The following is a 14,396-nucleotide window of genomic DNA, read 5'->3' on the forward strand; positions in this document are numbered from 1 at the left end:
GCTCTTTTTACAGAATTTACAGGCACATATCAGGTGGCGCAGCGCGAGGTTCTTTCGTGCAGGAGTGCAGTGCGATGATGTCCTTTTCGACGGGGTTTTTCTTAAGTCTGTCACTGTGTCTGGATATCGGCATTGCCAACATCGCAATGATTACGCTGGCAATGCAGCGGGGATATTTTCAGGGATTTTCGCTGGGCATCGGCACCTGTATAGGCGATCTTTTTTATGCCGTGCTGGCGCTGGCGGGCATGGCGGTGTTGCTGCAATTCGAGATAGTGCGATGGATAATCTGGTCGGTTGGAGGGCTTCTGCTGACAGGGTTCACCGTTAAAATGCTGATGGCTGCCTTCAGTACAGTTAACGATATCGACACATCACAGGTGACTGTCAGGCTGTCGCTGTTCCGTGAGTTCCGTCGCGGAATTGTACTGGCCCTGTCCTCACCCACCGCCATTCTGTGGTTTGCGACGGTGGGTGGCGCGCTCATTTCCCGTTTCGGGGAGCAAAACCTTACCGGAACCACGCTATTTCTGAGCGGTTTTTTTCTGGCCGGGGTGATATGGACGGGTGTGCTCTGTCTGGTTGGCAGCGTGGGCGGCAGGCTATTAGGACAAAAGTTGTTGAGATATTCCTACATGCTTTCTGCCCTTATCTTTGCCTGTTTTGCTTTTTACGTCATCGTTTCAGGTTATAAAGAATTTTTGCTTTCCTGAACCTACCTGTGAAGCATAGTGTTTGGGCGTGGTGCCCATTACTTTGCGAAACGCATTGATAAAATGGCTTTGATCGTAAAATCCCAGGCGATGCGCGGCGTCCAGAGGATGCTGATTCTGTCGCAGAAGCGCCCGCGCTGCACACAGGCGAAGCTGCATGTGATACTGCAAAGGTGGAAGCCCGGTATAAGCAGTAAAACGCCTCACCAGCGCGTATTTGCTTATTCCCGCTACCTGCACCAATGCATTCAGCGTAAGCATCATGTTCACATGCTGGCGCATAAAAGCAATGATGCGGTCCAGGTCTTTATCGACCACGGCATCTCGCGTGACTTTCTCAGAGAACAGTTCTGCGCACAACAGCAAAAGTGCCTGCTCTTCCTCTTCGCTGTCATGGTGTTGTGTGAGTTGGGCATAGCGACATATAGCGTTAAATAACGCCTGATGCGTGAAAACGCCTTCAGCTAAAACGGGTGCCTCACGGTGACTGCTGAGATTTTGGCTGAGATTGAATGTTTTTAATAGCGTCTGCGGAATATGGATGCTGAGGAATTCAGCGCCGTGCTGATCGAAACGTGAAGACTGGATGCTGGCCGGATTATACAGAGTGATCTGGCCCGCATTGACCTGCAGTGTCTGGCCATTAAGTGTGATTTCCTCAATGCCCGACAGGTTGGCGCTAAGCACATATTCATCGTGCGTGTGTTTTGGAAAGGTTGCGTTATGCGCTTTAACGCGCGAGCACTCCATACCATTGCGACTAAACCAGTCCAGAGCGTACAGCGCCATTAAAGCTCTCCTCCACAAAATATCAGCGCGCAGATGGCGCTGATAAAGCCTCTCAGCAGACTATATCACCCCGATGAAAAGACGCACATTAACGCGTAATATTCCAGTCGCTTTTGCCACAGGAAAAAACAGGTAGTTAAAGAAAAGAGCGGAGGAGGGCGAAAAGGCATGATTTTTTAGGATTACTGGCAAATTTTAGTGCGCTTTGTTTACCTGGAAAGCCGAAAGCCGAAAGCCGAAAGCCGAAAGCCGAAAGCCGAAAGCCGAAAGCCGAAAGCCGAAAGCCGAAAGCCGTGACAAACAAACCCATCCGCTCTCTGGAATCTAAGCCATGGGTCAACACGTAAGAAACCAACAGGGGAAAAGGGCGCGCTACGTACTAACGTGCGCAAGCAGCAATAAAGCATTATCCTGTTTGTTGTCTGGCAGCAGTCATCAAGATGTGTGCGCTTAAAAGCGCACAACCTTCGCAGTTAACCGCTCTTAGCGCGCAGATAAGATCTGCCAGACAGGTGAGATATCCTTAATCCCTGGCATAGCAAAACGTGAAATATAGCTGCAGCTCGCGCTGAGCCTCTGCTTCTTCTGCCTCAGTCACCCTTACCAAAAACGTTATATGTCAATTCCGCAACGTCGGCATGAGGTTTTAGCTATCAGCGTGATAGATAGCAGGATCACAATTGCGGCACTTATTGTTAACTTTGTATTAATAACTATGGTTATCATTACTCCCATCGAAAGCACACTGCTTTCCCGCTTACATGATAAGGAACCGGATTATGAAAACCATGAAAACACTTTCCCTTGCTGCCGTTGCTGCGCTTTCACTGATGTCAGCCTCTGCTTTTGCGCAAACTGTCACCGCAACGGGTTCAACCCTTGATGGTACCGAAGCGAAAATTGCAGCCCAGGCTGAACAGCAGGGTGCGCAGTACAGAATCATCGAAGCCAACACGAACGACCGTGTCCACATGACCGCCGAGCTGTATAAATAACCGCGTCGTGTTGAAAGATGCGCAAAGAGCTGCCTGATGGCAGCTTTTTTTGGTCGCTGCAGAGCGTGAAAAGGACGGTTTATGTCGACAGTGACGTAAACCCGGTGTGCAAATAATTTTCCACTTAATGTCAGTCATTACGTTTTAACGCGGCCAAAAAATAAAGGGCGTTGTATTCATCCTTTAATTAACGTTATTAGCCCGGTCACAATCTGTTGCCTGTTTATTCTCCATTGTCTCAAGCCTGCTCTTTCTTCTGCCGATAAACTCTCCAGACCACTCAACATGGCAGTATAAAAATGACAATTCTAAAAAAATTATTTTCCCTTTTCTCAAAACACCAGCATAAACACGCCGCCGATTCGCTCAAAGCACTGAATGATGCCATTCCGATCATCGAGTTTACGCCAGAAGGCACGATCCTTCGGGCAAATGATCTTTTTCTCAACAAGATGGGCTATGAGATAAAAGAAATCGTGGGTCGTCATCACAGCATGTTTTGCTCGCCCTCGCTGGTCAACTCAGCCGAGTATCGCCAGTTCTGGCTACGGCTGGCCAGCGGCAAGAGCTTCAGCGGTAAATACCTGCGTTTGGGCAAAGATAATCATCCCGTCTGGCTGGAAGCCAGCTATGTGCCAGTAAAAGATCGGCAGGGTCGGGTGATTAAGGTCATCAAGCTGGCGGCTGATATTTCCGAGCGTATCAGCGAAGCGCAGCAGCAGGATGCCATGGTACAGGCGATCAGCCGCTCAATGGCCGTCATTGCATTTAATAAGGCCGGGGAAGTACTGGAGGTGAATGAAAACTTCCTGAAAGCGACCGGCTACAAAGCCGATGAGATCCTCGGGCGGCATCACCGTATGTTTTGCTCTGAGGAACTGCGTAACAGCCAGGAATATCAGCAGTTCTGGCAACGCCTGAACCAGGGCGAATTTTTTTCCGGCCAGTATCCGCGCCTTAACCGCCAGGGTAAAACCATCTGGCTGCGTGCAACCTATAACCCGGTTTTTGATACCGAAGGCCGGTTATATAAGATCGTGAAATTCGCGACGGATGTGACGGAGCAGGTGTTGCAAAACCAGCAGGAAAACGAAGCCGCTCAGCACGCATGGAAGATGGCGCAACAGACACGTGAAAGCTCGGTAACGGGTGCCGATGTCATCGAAGACAGCGTCAGAACGATGGCGGAAATCGCCAATGAGATGAACAGCGTTTCGGCGGATGTCTTTGGCCTGAACGGCCAGTCTGACCGGATTGCCGATATGGTGCATTCCATTCGCAATATCGCCGAGCAGACGCGCTTTATTGCGCTGAATGCAGCCATTGAGGCTGCCCGCGCCGGCACGTCGGGGCGCAGTTTTGCCATCGTAGCCGCCGAGGTACGCACGCTGGCGGCACGTATTAACGAAGCGACAGAAGAAATAGGACGCGTGGTGTCCAGTAATAATCAGCTGGCGAAAAAGGTGCTGGAAGACATCGAAAATAACCTGAAAAACACGGCGCGTGGAGTCAATCTTATGCGTCAGGCGGGTGAGGTAATCGCCAGTATTCAGAGCAATTCTGAGCGCGTCGAGGAAGCGGTCAGAAACGTTTCCCGTTCATCCACGCCGCATCCTGTCTGAGTATTTTTCCCGGTCGCCTGCCTTCACGGGTGACCGGTTTCCCCGCTTAACACCCGCCGTTTCGCGCATATTTCACTTTGTTTGCTGTTAAGCGATAAGGCACTATGGTTCCAGCCTTTTCAACATCACGGGAATGTCTGTCGCCATGCCGGTTAATTTCGATCTTAACGATCTGTACGCGTTTCGCGCCCTGGTCGAATATGGCAATTTCCGCATTGCAGCGGAGTCCATTTGCCTGTCCCAGTCGGCCCTGAGCCGCAGGATTGAAAAGCTGGAAACGGCACTGGGGATTAAGCTGTTCGACAGAACCACGCGCCGGGTTACGCTTACGCTTTATGGTCAGACATTTGCCGCACGTTCGGAGCAGCTGCTCGCTAATTTTGAAGAGGTTATGGCCGATATCAGTAAAGTCAGCCAGGATCGGACCGGACTGGTGACGGTGGCGACGGTGCCCTCTGCGGCCTACTATTTTATGCCGGATGTCATTCGCCGCTTTCAGGCCCGTTATCCTCGCGTACGCGTCAAAATTATTGATAGCAGCGCAGGCAACGTGATCGAGGCGGTAACCAGTGGTCAGGCAGATTTTGGCATTTGCTTCTCCGGCAATCCACCGCCTGGCACCGAATTTTTACCCCTGGTTGAGGATGTTTATGTTGTCGCCTGCCGACACGACCATCCGCTTGCCAGCCGTAAGGGCCTGACATGGCAGGAATTTTATCAGCAGGATTATGTGGGGCTGGATAAGACGTCGGGTAATCGCAACCTGCTGGACTCTGCCCTGGGTCATGTTGTTCCGGCGCGTCCCAGTATCTGTGAGACCCGACATGTGACCACGATGCTCGGTATGGTTGAAGCGGGAATCGGCATTGCTGCCGTGCCCGCCATGTCGATGCCGTCATCCGGTCATTCGGTGCTGGTGCAGTTACCCCTCACCGATCCGGTGGTGAAACGTACTGTAGGGCTGCTCAGACGCAGCGGACGTATTCAGTCGTATATTGCAGCAGAACTGGAAAAGCTCATTACTGAACAGTATCACGCTGCGTAACAGGCTGCTGCGTTTTCACCGAGTGCAAACCGGTTGCGTGAACGACCGCCTGCGCCTGGGCTGAGGCCAGGAAATCAAGTAGCGCTTTACCTGCTTCCGGATGCGCGGCTTTCGCCGGGACAGCGCCCGCAAAGCGGGTAATGTACTGGACATCGTCAGGCAACTCGCCAACAAAAGTCACGCCCTTGACGGGCAGCAGTTCGCTGACCTGCTGTAGTCCCAGTGCATAGTGGCCTTTTGCCACTTCCGAGGCGACAGGAATACGTTCGACCTGATGTGCTTTGTCTTTGACTTTGTCTTCAATGCCTAACTTCTTAAACAACTCGCTGCTGACATACTGACCGCTGGCGCTATCGGAATACGCAATAGACTTCGCGCTCAGTAAGGCTTGACGTAATTCGTCATCCGTCTTAATTGCGGGCTTAGCGTCGCCTTGCTTCACGACAATACCAATCGGCGAGTCAGCCAGCTCCACGCGTGAGCCGGGTTTTATCCACTTGTCTTTTTCCAGCTGAGTCAGCGCATTGCCCACCATAATTACCGCATCGGCCTTTTCACCACGTGCCAGGCGGTTAGGGATTGCCTGCGGGGTTTTACCCATTGAAGGGCCGGATACCAGGATAATTTTGTCACCGCTTTGGGCTTCAAACTGAGGCGTGAGTTTCTCCAGGGCGGCTTTAAAGCCACCAGAGATCATCACGGTCACGTCCTTTGCCAGTACCGTCGTGCTGACGGTTGAAAGCACGAGGGTGGCAAGGAGTGATCGGTATAGTCGTTTCATAATGGAGTCCCTGACTTAATGTTTAACGGCGGGTTGTAAATTGACAGCGCTGCGGCGGTAAAGATACAGCGTCGCCAGTAGGGCACAGACGGCAGCAAAGCTCATCCAGTAACCGGGTGACGCTTTATCGCCGGTGTACTCTATCAATGCGGTTGAAATCACCGGGGTAAATCCGCCAAAGACAGCCGTTGCGAGGCTGTAAGCGAGTGAAAAGCCCGCCACCCGAACTTCGGTTGGCATAATCTCGGTCAGGGCAGGAATCATCGCACCGTTATACAGGCCGTAGATAAATGACAGCCACAGCAGTACGGTCAGCATCATCGTAAAACTCGGTGCTTCGGCCAGCAGCGTCAGGGCCGGATAAGCCGTTGCCAGGGCCAGCAACGTCATGGCAATCAGAACCGGCTTACGTCCAAAGCGGTCCGACAGGGCACCCCCGACCGGCAGCCAGAGGAAATTGGAAATGGCCACCAGCAGCGTAACCAGCAGGCTGTCAGACGCACTGAGCATCAGCACCTTCTTGCCGAAGGTGGGGGCATAAACGGTAATCAGATAGAACGCTGTTGTGGTCATCGCCACCATCAACATGCCCGCAACCACCACCTGCCAGTTAGCTAACAGGGTTTTAAAGACCTCGCGCATCGCCAGATGCTTACGGCGAGCATTAAATTCCTGCGTTTCTTCCAGCTTACGACGCAGAAAGAAAATGAAAGGCACAATCAGGCAGCCAAACAGGAACGGAATACGCCAGCCCCATTCACGAATCGCGCTCTCTTCCAGGGCGGCATTCAGGGCAAAGCCCATGGCAGCGGCAACCATAATGGCGACCTGCTGGCTGCCCGACTGCCAACTGGTATAGAAGCCTTTGCGGCCTGGCGTAGCGATTTCGGCCAGGTAAACCGACACGCCGCCCAGTTCGGCACCGGCAGAGAAGCCCTGCAACAGGCGACCGATAAGCACCAGCATCGGGGCCCAAAGGCCAATGCTCTGATAAGACGGGATTAATACGATCAGAAAGGTGCCCGTAGCCATAATGGACAGGGTTACGATCAATCCTTTACGTCTGCCGACTTTATCAATATAAGCGCCCAGCACCACGGCGCCGATCGGGCGCATCAGGAAACCTGCGCCGAAGACGGCAAAGGTCATCATCAGTGAGGCGAACTCACTGCTCGCCGGAAAGAAAGTATGCGCGATGTAGGTGGCATAAAAACCAAACAGAAAGAAGTCAAACTGTTCCAGAAAGTTGCCCGAGGTAACGCGCAAGATGGCGCCGATTCTGGCGCGAGTGGTCATAGGTGAAGTCGAGGAATGCATCGGTATCTCCAGTTTATCATTGACGCTTTTTGCTGCGCCTGTTGCTGAAGACTGGATCAGGAAAATAAAGTAAATAAGCGCAATAAACTCATCGACTGATGCGCTATGCGCATTAATGGCCGTTAACAATTACATTGGGCTATGTGCAACAAGGCTTTAACAAGTTTGCCGGGCGGGTGGACGTTTAACCAGCCCGAAAAACCGAATGCGCGTTTTGTGACAGGGTTCATATGGGTATTTAAAGGAAAAGGGGTAGCGTAAAGCCTTTGTCAGGTTCTATCAGGCGACGCGCGCGTTCGCCCCATCGCGAGTGAAATCATTCCAGACAGGAGGCGGGTTAGCGGCCGGGCTGAAAAAGCTCGACGAGCATCTTCTCGTTATCATGAATGAAAGCGAAACGATCGCCATCGCCGTTGGGTACGGCACGGGGCGGGGAAACGATCTCGACACCTTTTGCCTGCAGTTCCGCAACCGCCTCATCGAGATCGTCGACCTGAAGCGCGAAATGGTTGATACCGCCGATTTTCAGATTGGTTTCTGCGCGTTGCCGCTGTGGATCCATCGGGGTGGCCTGCGCATGTTGAAACAGCTCCAGTTTCACATTGCCCCGCGCAATAAAAACAACCTGTACGCCCGGCCAGCCATAATCATACAGACGCGTAAATCCCAGCATCTGGCTATACCAGGCTTCACTGGCTTCAATATCCTGAACCACAATACCGATGTGATGAAATGTATTACCGATTGCCGACATGGTGCTTTTCCTTATCAGGTCGCTGAGGTGAATGTCGCGTTGAAACGGCAAGGCGGTGCTGCGCGCCCTTCGTACAGCTTACCACCCAATCGGGCATACGGCAGAAATGCCCGAGGGGCGAGGGTTGCTTATCGTTGCAGGTAAATCCGTACACCGCCTCACACTGGCCGTAGATGACCCGTGTATCGTCTTAAAACCAGGCTTCCCACATCGCACCCAGATTGAAGTCGTCCAGAATATCGTTTTCCCGGCCATTCACGCGTGCGGTGCGCGCATCATCGACCTTGCCGCCCGTCACATAGAAGCGCAGCATGGGACGGAACTCCGGGCCCATCGCGATAGCGATATTCTGCGACAGCGTCAGCTTCCAGCCGTTGTTGCTACCGCCTTCATCATAGTTGACCCGTTGATAACCGGCTTCGAGCCAGGTGGAGTGCACGTCATTCCAGAAATACATCGGGCGCACAATGGCAGCGTAGTTTTTCCGGTTGTCGCTTTTCAGTCGACTGTTGTCATAATCGTGATAGGCCAGCAGATACTCCACCTGCGCCTGCTGAGTAAACAGGTGCTTACCTTCAAAGCTGGTGTAAAGCGTGCTGAGGCCATGGGTTTTGCTGTAAACGCTGTTATCCGCATTGTCTGAGTAGCGTGCAATCACTTTATTGACGCCATGATCGGTGGTGTGGCTTACGACAAACGCACCCTGCCAGGCGTTGAGGCGATCCTCGCTTTCCACGGCCTTAGAGTCGAAACCGTAATTGGCATACATCTCCAGATCCAGCGGCCCCAGTTTCATGCCGTGGATTTTAGATGTGGCGGCATAGTTTCCTTTATCGCCGGTGCCCGATCCGCCCGTACAGGTAATGCGTGACGGATTGGATTCATCGCTAAGCACTTCAGGATTACAGGATTCCACCGCCGCGACGGCAGCAAGGTCAAATTTTATCCCGCCTACGTCAAAGTCTTTTACGCCCGCGCCCTGACCATCGTGATTCATCCAGAAATAGTCATTGATGTTCTGTTGCGGGCGCTGATGAAAGTCCCGTCCGGCCCAAAGATAGGCATTAGGATTCGAGGCCAGCACATTGGTCACGCCAGCGTAAGCTTTTTTCAGGTTCACTTCATCGCCCCAGTGATCGATCATCACGTTCACGTCCCAGATGGCACCGTTCGTGCTTTTAAACGCTTTAGAGAGCTGGAATTCGCCGCCGTTACCTTCGTTCCCCAGGCGACCAATACCGGAGGCGCCGTTGTAAGAGCCATCAACGTTGACATACTTTTGGTCACCACTTTGGTAATGCGCGCCATAACGGGCGTAGCCGCTAAACTTCACGCCAAAAGGAATGGCCATATCCGGTGACTGTGCAGGACTCTGCGGTTCTGTTATCACATCCGTTTTTTTCGCGACGGCGGCATCCATCTTAGCCTGACGCTCTGCTAAAGCTTTATCGACGGCTTTGGCGACGATAGCGTCGATTTGTTCCTGCGTGAATTCCTGTGCGAGGCCGGCAATCGGGCACAGCGCGGCGCTCACCGCCAGAGGAAGTGAAAATGTTTTTATCATGTTCATGGTTATCTCGTTTACACCTCATCCTTCGGGTTAACACGAATTAACCCGAAAGACGCGTGCTGTTGTTTTCAGATAATAACCCGCCCGTTTCGGCTTATTGACTGTCACCAAAACAAGTTGATTTGTAGAGTATGTTTTCTTTCCAGAGGGATATTTTTTGTCAGGCGTTCTCCTGTATTAAGCGATCAAATTACCGTTGATAGAGATGAATTATTTCTTCTGATAATTCACGGGCTAATAGCGACGTCATTAAATGATCCTGAGCATGGACCATAATTAACGTCATCGGCTGTCGGGCCTCGCCAGCATCCTGTTCAATTAACCGGGTTTGCATCTGATGGGCCTTGCGGGAATAGTCGTCGGCCTCTTTGAGGCGCGCATGGGCCTCCTCAAACTCGCCTTGCCGCGCCGCCTGCAGGGCTTCAAAGCACAGGCTGCGGGCGTGTCCTGAATTGACGATAATCGTCATTACAGCGTCTTCAAGTTCAATCATTATTATCGCTCTCAGTCAAAACCGTTATTTTCGGCAACGTTAGCAAACCAGTTTCCGCTCTTTTTTATCGTACGTTGTTGTGTTTCCAGATCGAGCTGCACTAAGCCATAGCGATTTTTATAGCCATTCAGCCAGGACCAGTTGTCGATAAAGGTCCACATATGGTAACCCAGACAATGACAGCCCTCGCGAATGCCTTTATGCAGCCATTTAAGATGTTCGGAAACAAATTCGATACGGTAATCATCCTGAACTTTACCGTCTTGAATAAAACGCTGTTCATTTTCGACGCCCATTCCATTTTCAGAAATAAAGCAGCGAGGGTTGCCGTAATTATCGCGCAGGTTGATCAGAATATCGTAAATACCCGGCGCATAGATTTCCCATCCGCGGTATGGGTTCATTTGTCGGCCAGGCATGTCGTAATGATCGAATAATGCCTCCGGCATAAACGGTGCGTCAGGGTTGACGGCGCTGTCCCGGCACTTCACCCGGCGCGGTTGATAATAATTGACACCCAGCAGGTCGATGATGCCGTCGGCAAGCAAGGCGCTGTCGCCAGGCAGGCAGTGTGGCAACTGGTCATGCTGTTTTAATAAGTCCAGCAGCGCAGACGGATATTCGCCCTTGAGAACCGGATCGAGAAAGCTGCGGTTAAACAGCAGATCGGCATGCTGTGCTGCGTTGACATCTGCCGGATTCGTTGAGCGCGGATAGGACGGTGTGAGATTCAGTACCACGCCTATTTCGCCATCATAGCCGCCGTTACGCCAGGCACGTACCGCCAGGGAATGTGCCAGTACGGTATGAAAGGCCACGGTAGCGGCGCGTTTAAAATCCACCACGTTGGGATAATGAAAATCATACAGATAGCCGCCTTCAACCGGCACAATGGGCTCATTAAAAGTAAACCAGTGCTTCACTTTGTGACCGAACAGCGTGAAACAGCGCTGCGCGTAGCGGCCAAACGCCTGCACCACTTCGCGGTTTTCCCAGCCCCCTTTCTCCTGCAGGGCCAGCGGCATATCGAAATGAAACAGTGTGATAAACGGCGTAATCCCCTGCGCCAGTAATTCATCAATGACCCGGTGATAGAAATCGACGGCCTCGGGATTGATCTCATCCGCTCCGTCCGGCATGAGCCGCGCCCAGCTCAGCGAGGTGCGAAAGCTGTTGTGCTTTAACGCTTTTAGCAGCGTGATATCCTGCCGCCAGTGTTGATAAAAGCCGGAGGTATCGGCCGGGCCAATACCGTGATGGAAACGATGCGGCTGGTGTGCGAACCAGTGATCCCAGGTGGTGGCGCTTTTACCGCCCTGAAGGCTACAGCCTTCGGTTTGCAACGCCGAACTGGCGCTGCCCCACCAGAAATTGTCAGGAAAACGGTAGTGCATGTGACTGACTCCTTAAGCCTGGGGATGACCGTGCACGGTATTGCCTGCGGGCACGGTATCCTGAATTTTTTTCTCTTCTGCTTTGATCAGGCTGCGTTCGTAAGCGCGCAGAAAAGGTAAGTACATCAGTGCCGACATCACCATGCAGATCAGGCACATGACCAGTGGACTAAGCGCCCAGTTGGCCGCCCAGGAAGCACCAATCGGCGCGGGCGTCGTCCAGGGCGTCAGCGAAACGACCTGCGCAACCCAGCCCAGTTTTGTGGCGGTATAGGCCAGAACGGCATTAATCATCGGGACGCAGACGAAGGGAATAAACAGCAGGGGATTCATGATGATGGGCGCACCAAATAAGATCGGCTCATTGATATTAAAGAAGCTGGGAACCACGCCCATTTTGCCGATGGTACGCAGATGCAGCACCCGGCTGCGCAGCAGTAAAAAGGCCAGCGGCAAAGTGGAACCGACGCCGCCGATAAGCAGATAGTGATCCCAAAAGCCCTGCAGATAGACATGGGGCAGCGCCGCACCGGCTGCCAGAGCGGCCTGATTGGCGGAGAGATTAGCCATCCAGAAGGGATTCATGATGCCAGTGACGATGAGTGCGCCATGAATACCGGCGAACCAAAAAATCTGGCACAGCAGCACCGACAGCAAGATGGCTGGCAGGGAATCCGAGGCGGATACCAGCGGTTCCAGCAGATGCATAATCGCCTGAGGAATAATCATGCCCGTTTTGGCTTCAATAAACAGATTAAGCGGATGCAGGGTGCCAATGATCACCAATACCGGAATTAAAATCTCAAAAGAACGGGCGACGCCAGTGGGGACTTCTTTGGGCAGGCGAATCGTGACGTTATGCTGTTTGAGCCAGGCATAAACACGGGTGGCATAAATCGCGGTAATCAGGGCCGTAAAAATTCCCTGACCGGACAGGTACTGCGTAGAGATCTTTTCATCAGCATAGGGCGCTGCCACCAGTAAAAAGGCCATAAAAGCCAGTAAACCTGACATGATGGGATCAAGGTTGAACTGTCGGCCCAGACTGGCACCGATGCCGACTGAGATAAAGAAGGTCATGACGCCCATGCTGAGATTAAACGGCAGCATCAGTTGCTGGCGATAAGTAACCGAAAAGTCGAGCCAGGCCCGGGCAAAGCTGTTGGTGGTATCCGCTGAAAAGGGCGGGAAAATAAACACCAGCATGAACGAGCCAATAATCATAAACGGCAGGGCCGCCGTAAAACCATCACGAATAGCGATAACGTACTTTTGCTGACCCAATTTTCCGGCGAGGGGCGTAATAGCCTGTTCAATCACCGTCACCATTGACTGATATAACGAACCCATAAATGACACCTTTTAGTGTGTCGCTTCAATAAGCGACAGAGCGTAATCCAGCACGTTGTCACCGCGTTGCATACCGTAGTCCGTCATATCAATAGCCCGGACAGGAATACCGTGGGTGGCAGCTTTTTCTGAAAGCGTGTTTAACATGTACTTTACTTGCGGGCCGAGCAGCACAACCTGATACGTTGGAAACTGCGTATCAAACTCGGCAATGCCCCAGGCATCAATCTGCACAGCGAGGCCGCGTTGATCCGCCACCTCTACCATTTTGCGCACCAGCATGCTGGTGGACATACCTGCCGAACAGCACAACATAATCCTGATCATGAGAACGCTCCTTTACGTGTAAAACTTGTTACGGAGATGATTTGATACGATATGGAAACCGGTTTCCATTTGTCGCAAAAGGAAGTGTGACAGGCATCATGCTCTGGCTGATAACGGGTGTTTAATTACGATTCAGATCACTAAATTAAGCGGTAAAAATCATTATTGAGTAGAAACGGAAAATCGGTTTCCATGAAAAAACGAAAACGCTATACTGCCTGTGGCGAAAAATTAAGCCACCGTTTCGGTCAGTTTTCAGGGAGCCGTTTGGTTCTGTTAGGGGAAAATGATGTCTACTATCAACGATGTATCGCGACTGGCTGGCGTGTCTAAAGCCACCGTATCGCGCGTGTTGAGTGGGTCACGTGGGGTGAAAGAGGCCAGTCGGGCTGCGGTGTTAAAAGCGGTGGATGAACTGAATTATCGTCCAAATGTCATCGCCCAGTCACTACTGAGTCAGTCTACGGGCTGTATCGGTGTTATTTGTGCGCAGGAAAATATCAATCAGACGACGGGTTACCTTTATGCGCTGGAGAAACATTTCAGTCAGCATCAAAAACACCTGTTACTTCGTTTCGCCAACACGAAAGCGGACGTGATGACCTGCCTCAGTGAGTTGACCTGTGGGTTATGTGATGACGTCTTAATTATCGGCGCGCGCTTTCCGTTAAACCTGCGTCAGCCAAACGTGATGCTGGTGGATTGTCTGGAATCCGGCGAAGAAGTGAACAGTATCCAGCGTGATCATGCTTTTGCAGCGGAAACGGCCTGTAACTATCTTATCAGTCAAAATCGTCGTCAAATTGCTCTGATTCATCCCGAGGGCATGGGCTTTGCCGATCAGGTTCTGCTGGGCTATAAACATGCCCTGGAAAAAAATTTCCTGCCTTTTAACCGTAATCTGGTCTTTATGGACACGCCATCTTCTTCAGTGGCGTTGCAGGAACTTCTGAACAATGCCTCCACGCTCAATTTCAATGCATTGCTGGTGGCCGATGAACAGCAGGCACAAAAAGTGATACCTCAGTTGCAGGCGTTCAATAAGCAGGTGCCAAAAGACATTATGGTCTTTAGTCTGGCCGGCACGCTGGATCTGCCCGGTATCCCGACGATTCCGGCTATCTCATATTCAATGGATGCCATGGCCGCGCGTATTGTGAAGGCACTGAATCAACAGACGCAGAGCGTGTTACATTCCTCAGTAATGCGTGGCGATCTGGTTATTCCCGATTTTCGCCAGCGCTAA

Annotated in this window: 14 protein-coding genes; 5 read left to right on the forward strand and 9 right to left on the reverse strand. The window is 51.9% G+C overall.

Annotation, left to right across the window (positions count from 1 at the left end):
• Positions 1 to 74: 74 nt before the first annotated feature.
• Entirely contained in the window at positions 75 to 713 is a 639-nt protein-coding gene (locus C1N64_RS03110; RefSeq protein ID WP_110268678.1) for a LysE family transporter, read from the forward strand.
• Here C1N64_RS03110 and C1N64_RS03115 read toward each other — a convergent pair.
• Positions 684 to 1,502: an AraC family transcriptional regulator gene (locus C1N64_RS03115; protein ID WP_185200382.1), complete on the reverse strand. Its 819-nt coding sequence runs from the start codon at positions 1,500 to 1,502 to the stop codon at positions 684 to 686. The two genes, C1N64_RS03110 and C1N64_RS03115, sit on opposite strands and share 30 nt — an antisense overlap.
• A gap of 779 nt (positions 1,503 to 2,281) precedes the next feature.
• Between C1N64_RS03115 and C1N64_RS03120 the strand changes: the two genes are divergently transcribed.
• The 3 genes from C1N64_RS03120 (at position 2,282) to C1N64_RS03130 (ending at position 5,164) form a co-directional block, all read left to right on the forward strand.
• Complete coding sequence (locus C1N64_RS03120; protein WP_033737256.1) at positions 2,282 to 2,497, forward strand: YdgH/BhsA/McbA-like domain containing protein; 216 nt, start codon at positions 2,282 to 2,284, stop codon at positions 2,495 to 2,497.
• Positions 2,498 to 2,796: 299 nt separating this feature from the next.
• Complete coding sequence (locus C1N64_RS03125) at positions 2,797 to 4,119, forward strand: methyl-accepting chemotaxis protein (RefSeq protein ID WP_033737258.1); 1,323 nt, start codon at positions 2,797 to 2,799, stop codon at positions 4,117 to 4,119.
• Positions 4,120 to 4,264: 145 nt separating this feature from the next.
• Positions 4,265 to 5,164 (forward strand): LysR family transcriptional regulator, encoded by a 900-nt coding sequence (locus C1N64_RS03130; protein WP_033737398.1) that lies wholly within the window; start codon positions 4,265 to 4,267, stop codon positions 5,162 to 5,164.
• Here C1N64_RS03130 and C1N64_RS03135 read toward each other — a convergent pair.
• The 8 genes from C1N64_RS03135 to C1N64_RS03170 all read right to left on the reverse strand — a co-directional run bounded on the left by C1N64_RS03135 (position 5,139) and on the right by C1N64_RS03170 (position 13,150).
• A complete protein-coding gene (locus tag C1N64_RS03135) occupies positions 5,139 to 5,945 on the reverse strand; it encodes a substrate-binding domain-containing protein (RefSeq protein ID WP_054634765.1) in 807 nt (268 codons plus the stop codon). The genes C1N64_RS03130 and C1N64_RS03135 overlap by 26 nt on opposite strands.
• A gap of 15 nt (positions 5,946 to 5,960) precedes the next feature.
• The gene (locus C1N64_RS03140) at positions 5,961 to 7,262 is read right to left on the reverse strand and encodes an MFS transporter (protein WP_033737399.1); all 1,302 of its coding nucleotides are present in this window, start codon (positions 7,260 to 7,262) and stop codon (positions 5,961 to 5,963) included.
• 337 nt (positions 7,263 to 7,599) lie between these two features.
• Positions 7,600 to 8,016, reverse strand: a complete 417-nt coding sequence (locus tag C1N64_RS03145) for a VOC family protein (RefSeq protein ID WP_054634764.1) — start codon at positions 8,014 to 8,016, stop codon at positions 7,600 to 7,602.
• A 190-nt stretch (positions 8,017 to 8,206) separates the two neighbouring features.
• Positions 8,207 to 9,586 (reverse strand): carbohydrate porin, encoded by a 1,380-nt coding sequence (locus tag C1N64_RS03150; RefSeq protein ID WP_033737263.1) that lies wholly within the window; start codon positions 9,584 to 9,586, stop codon positions 8,207 to 8,209.
• A 190-nt stretch (positions 9,587 to 9,776) separates the two neighbouring features.
• A complete protein-coding gene (locus C1N64_RS03155; protein ID WP_033737266.1) occupies positions 9,777 to 10,079 on the reverse strand; it encodes a PTS lactose/cellobiose transporter subunit IIA in 303 nt (100 codons plus the stop codon).
• An 11-nt stretch (positions 10,080 to 10,090) separates the two neighbouring features.
• Positions 10,091 to 11,473, reverse strand: coding sequence for a glycoside hydrolase family 1 protein (locus C1N64_RS03160; RefSeq protein ID WP_289367695.1), 1,383 nt, complete (start codon positions 11,471 to 11,473; stop codon positions 10,091 to 10,093).
• Between the two features lie 12 nt (positions 11,474 to 11,485).
• Positions 11,486 to 12,823, reverse strand: a complete 1,338-nt coding sequence (locus tag C1N64_RS03165; protein WP_033737270.1) for a PTS sugar transporter subunit IIC — start codon at positions 12,821 to 12,823, stop codon at positions 11,486 to 11,488.
• 12 nt (positions 12,824 to 12,835) lie between these two features.
• Positions 12,836 to 13,150, reverse strand: a complete 315-nt coding sequence (locus C1N64_RS03170) for a PTS sugar transporter subunit IIB (RefSeq protein ID WP_033737272.1) — start codon at positions 13,148 to 13,150, stop codon at positions 12,836 to 12,838.
• 289 nt (positions 13,151 to 13,439) lie between these two features.
• Between C1N64_RS03170 and C1N64_RS03175 the strand changes: the two genes are divergently transcribed.
• On the forward strand, positions 13,440 to 14,396 hold the full coding sequence (locus tag C1N64_RS03175; protein WP_054688619.1) for a LacI family DNA-binding transcriptional regulator: 957 nt from the start codon (positions 13,440 to 13,442) through the stop codon (positions 14,394 to 14,396).

Source organism: Pantoea sp. SGAir0215 (genome assembly GCF_043543215.1).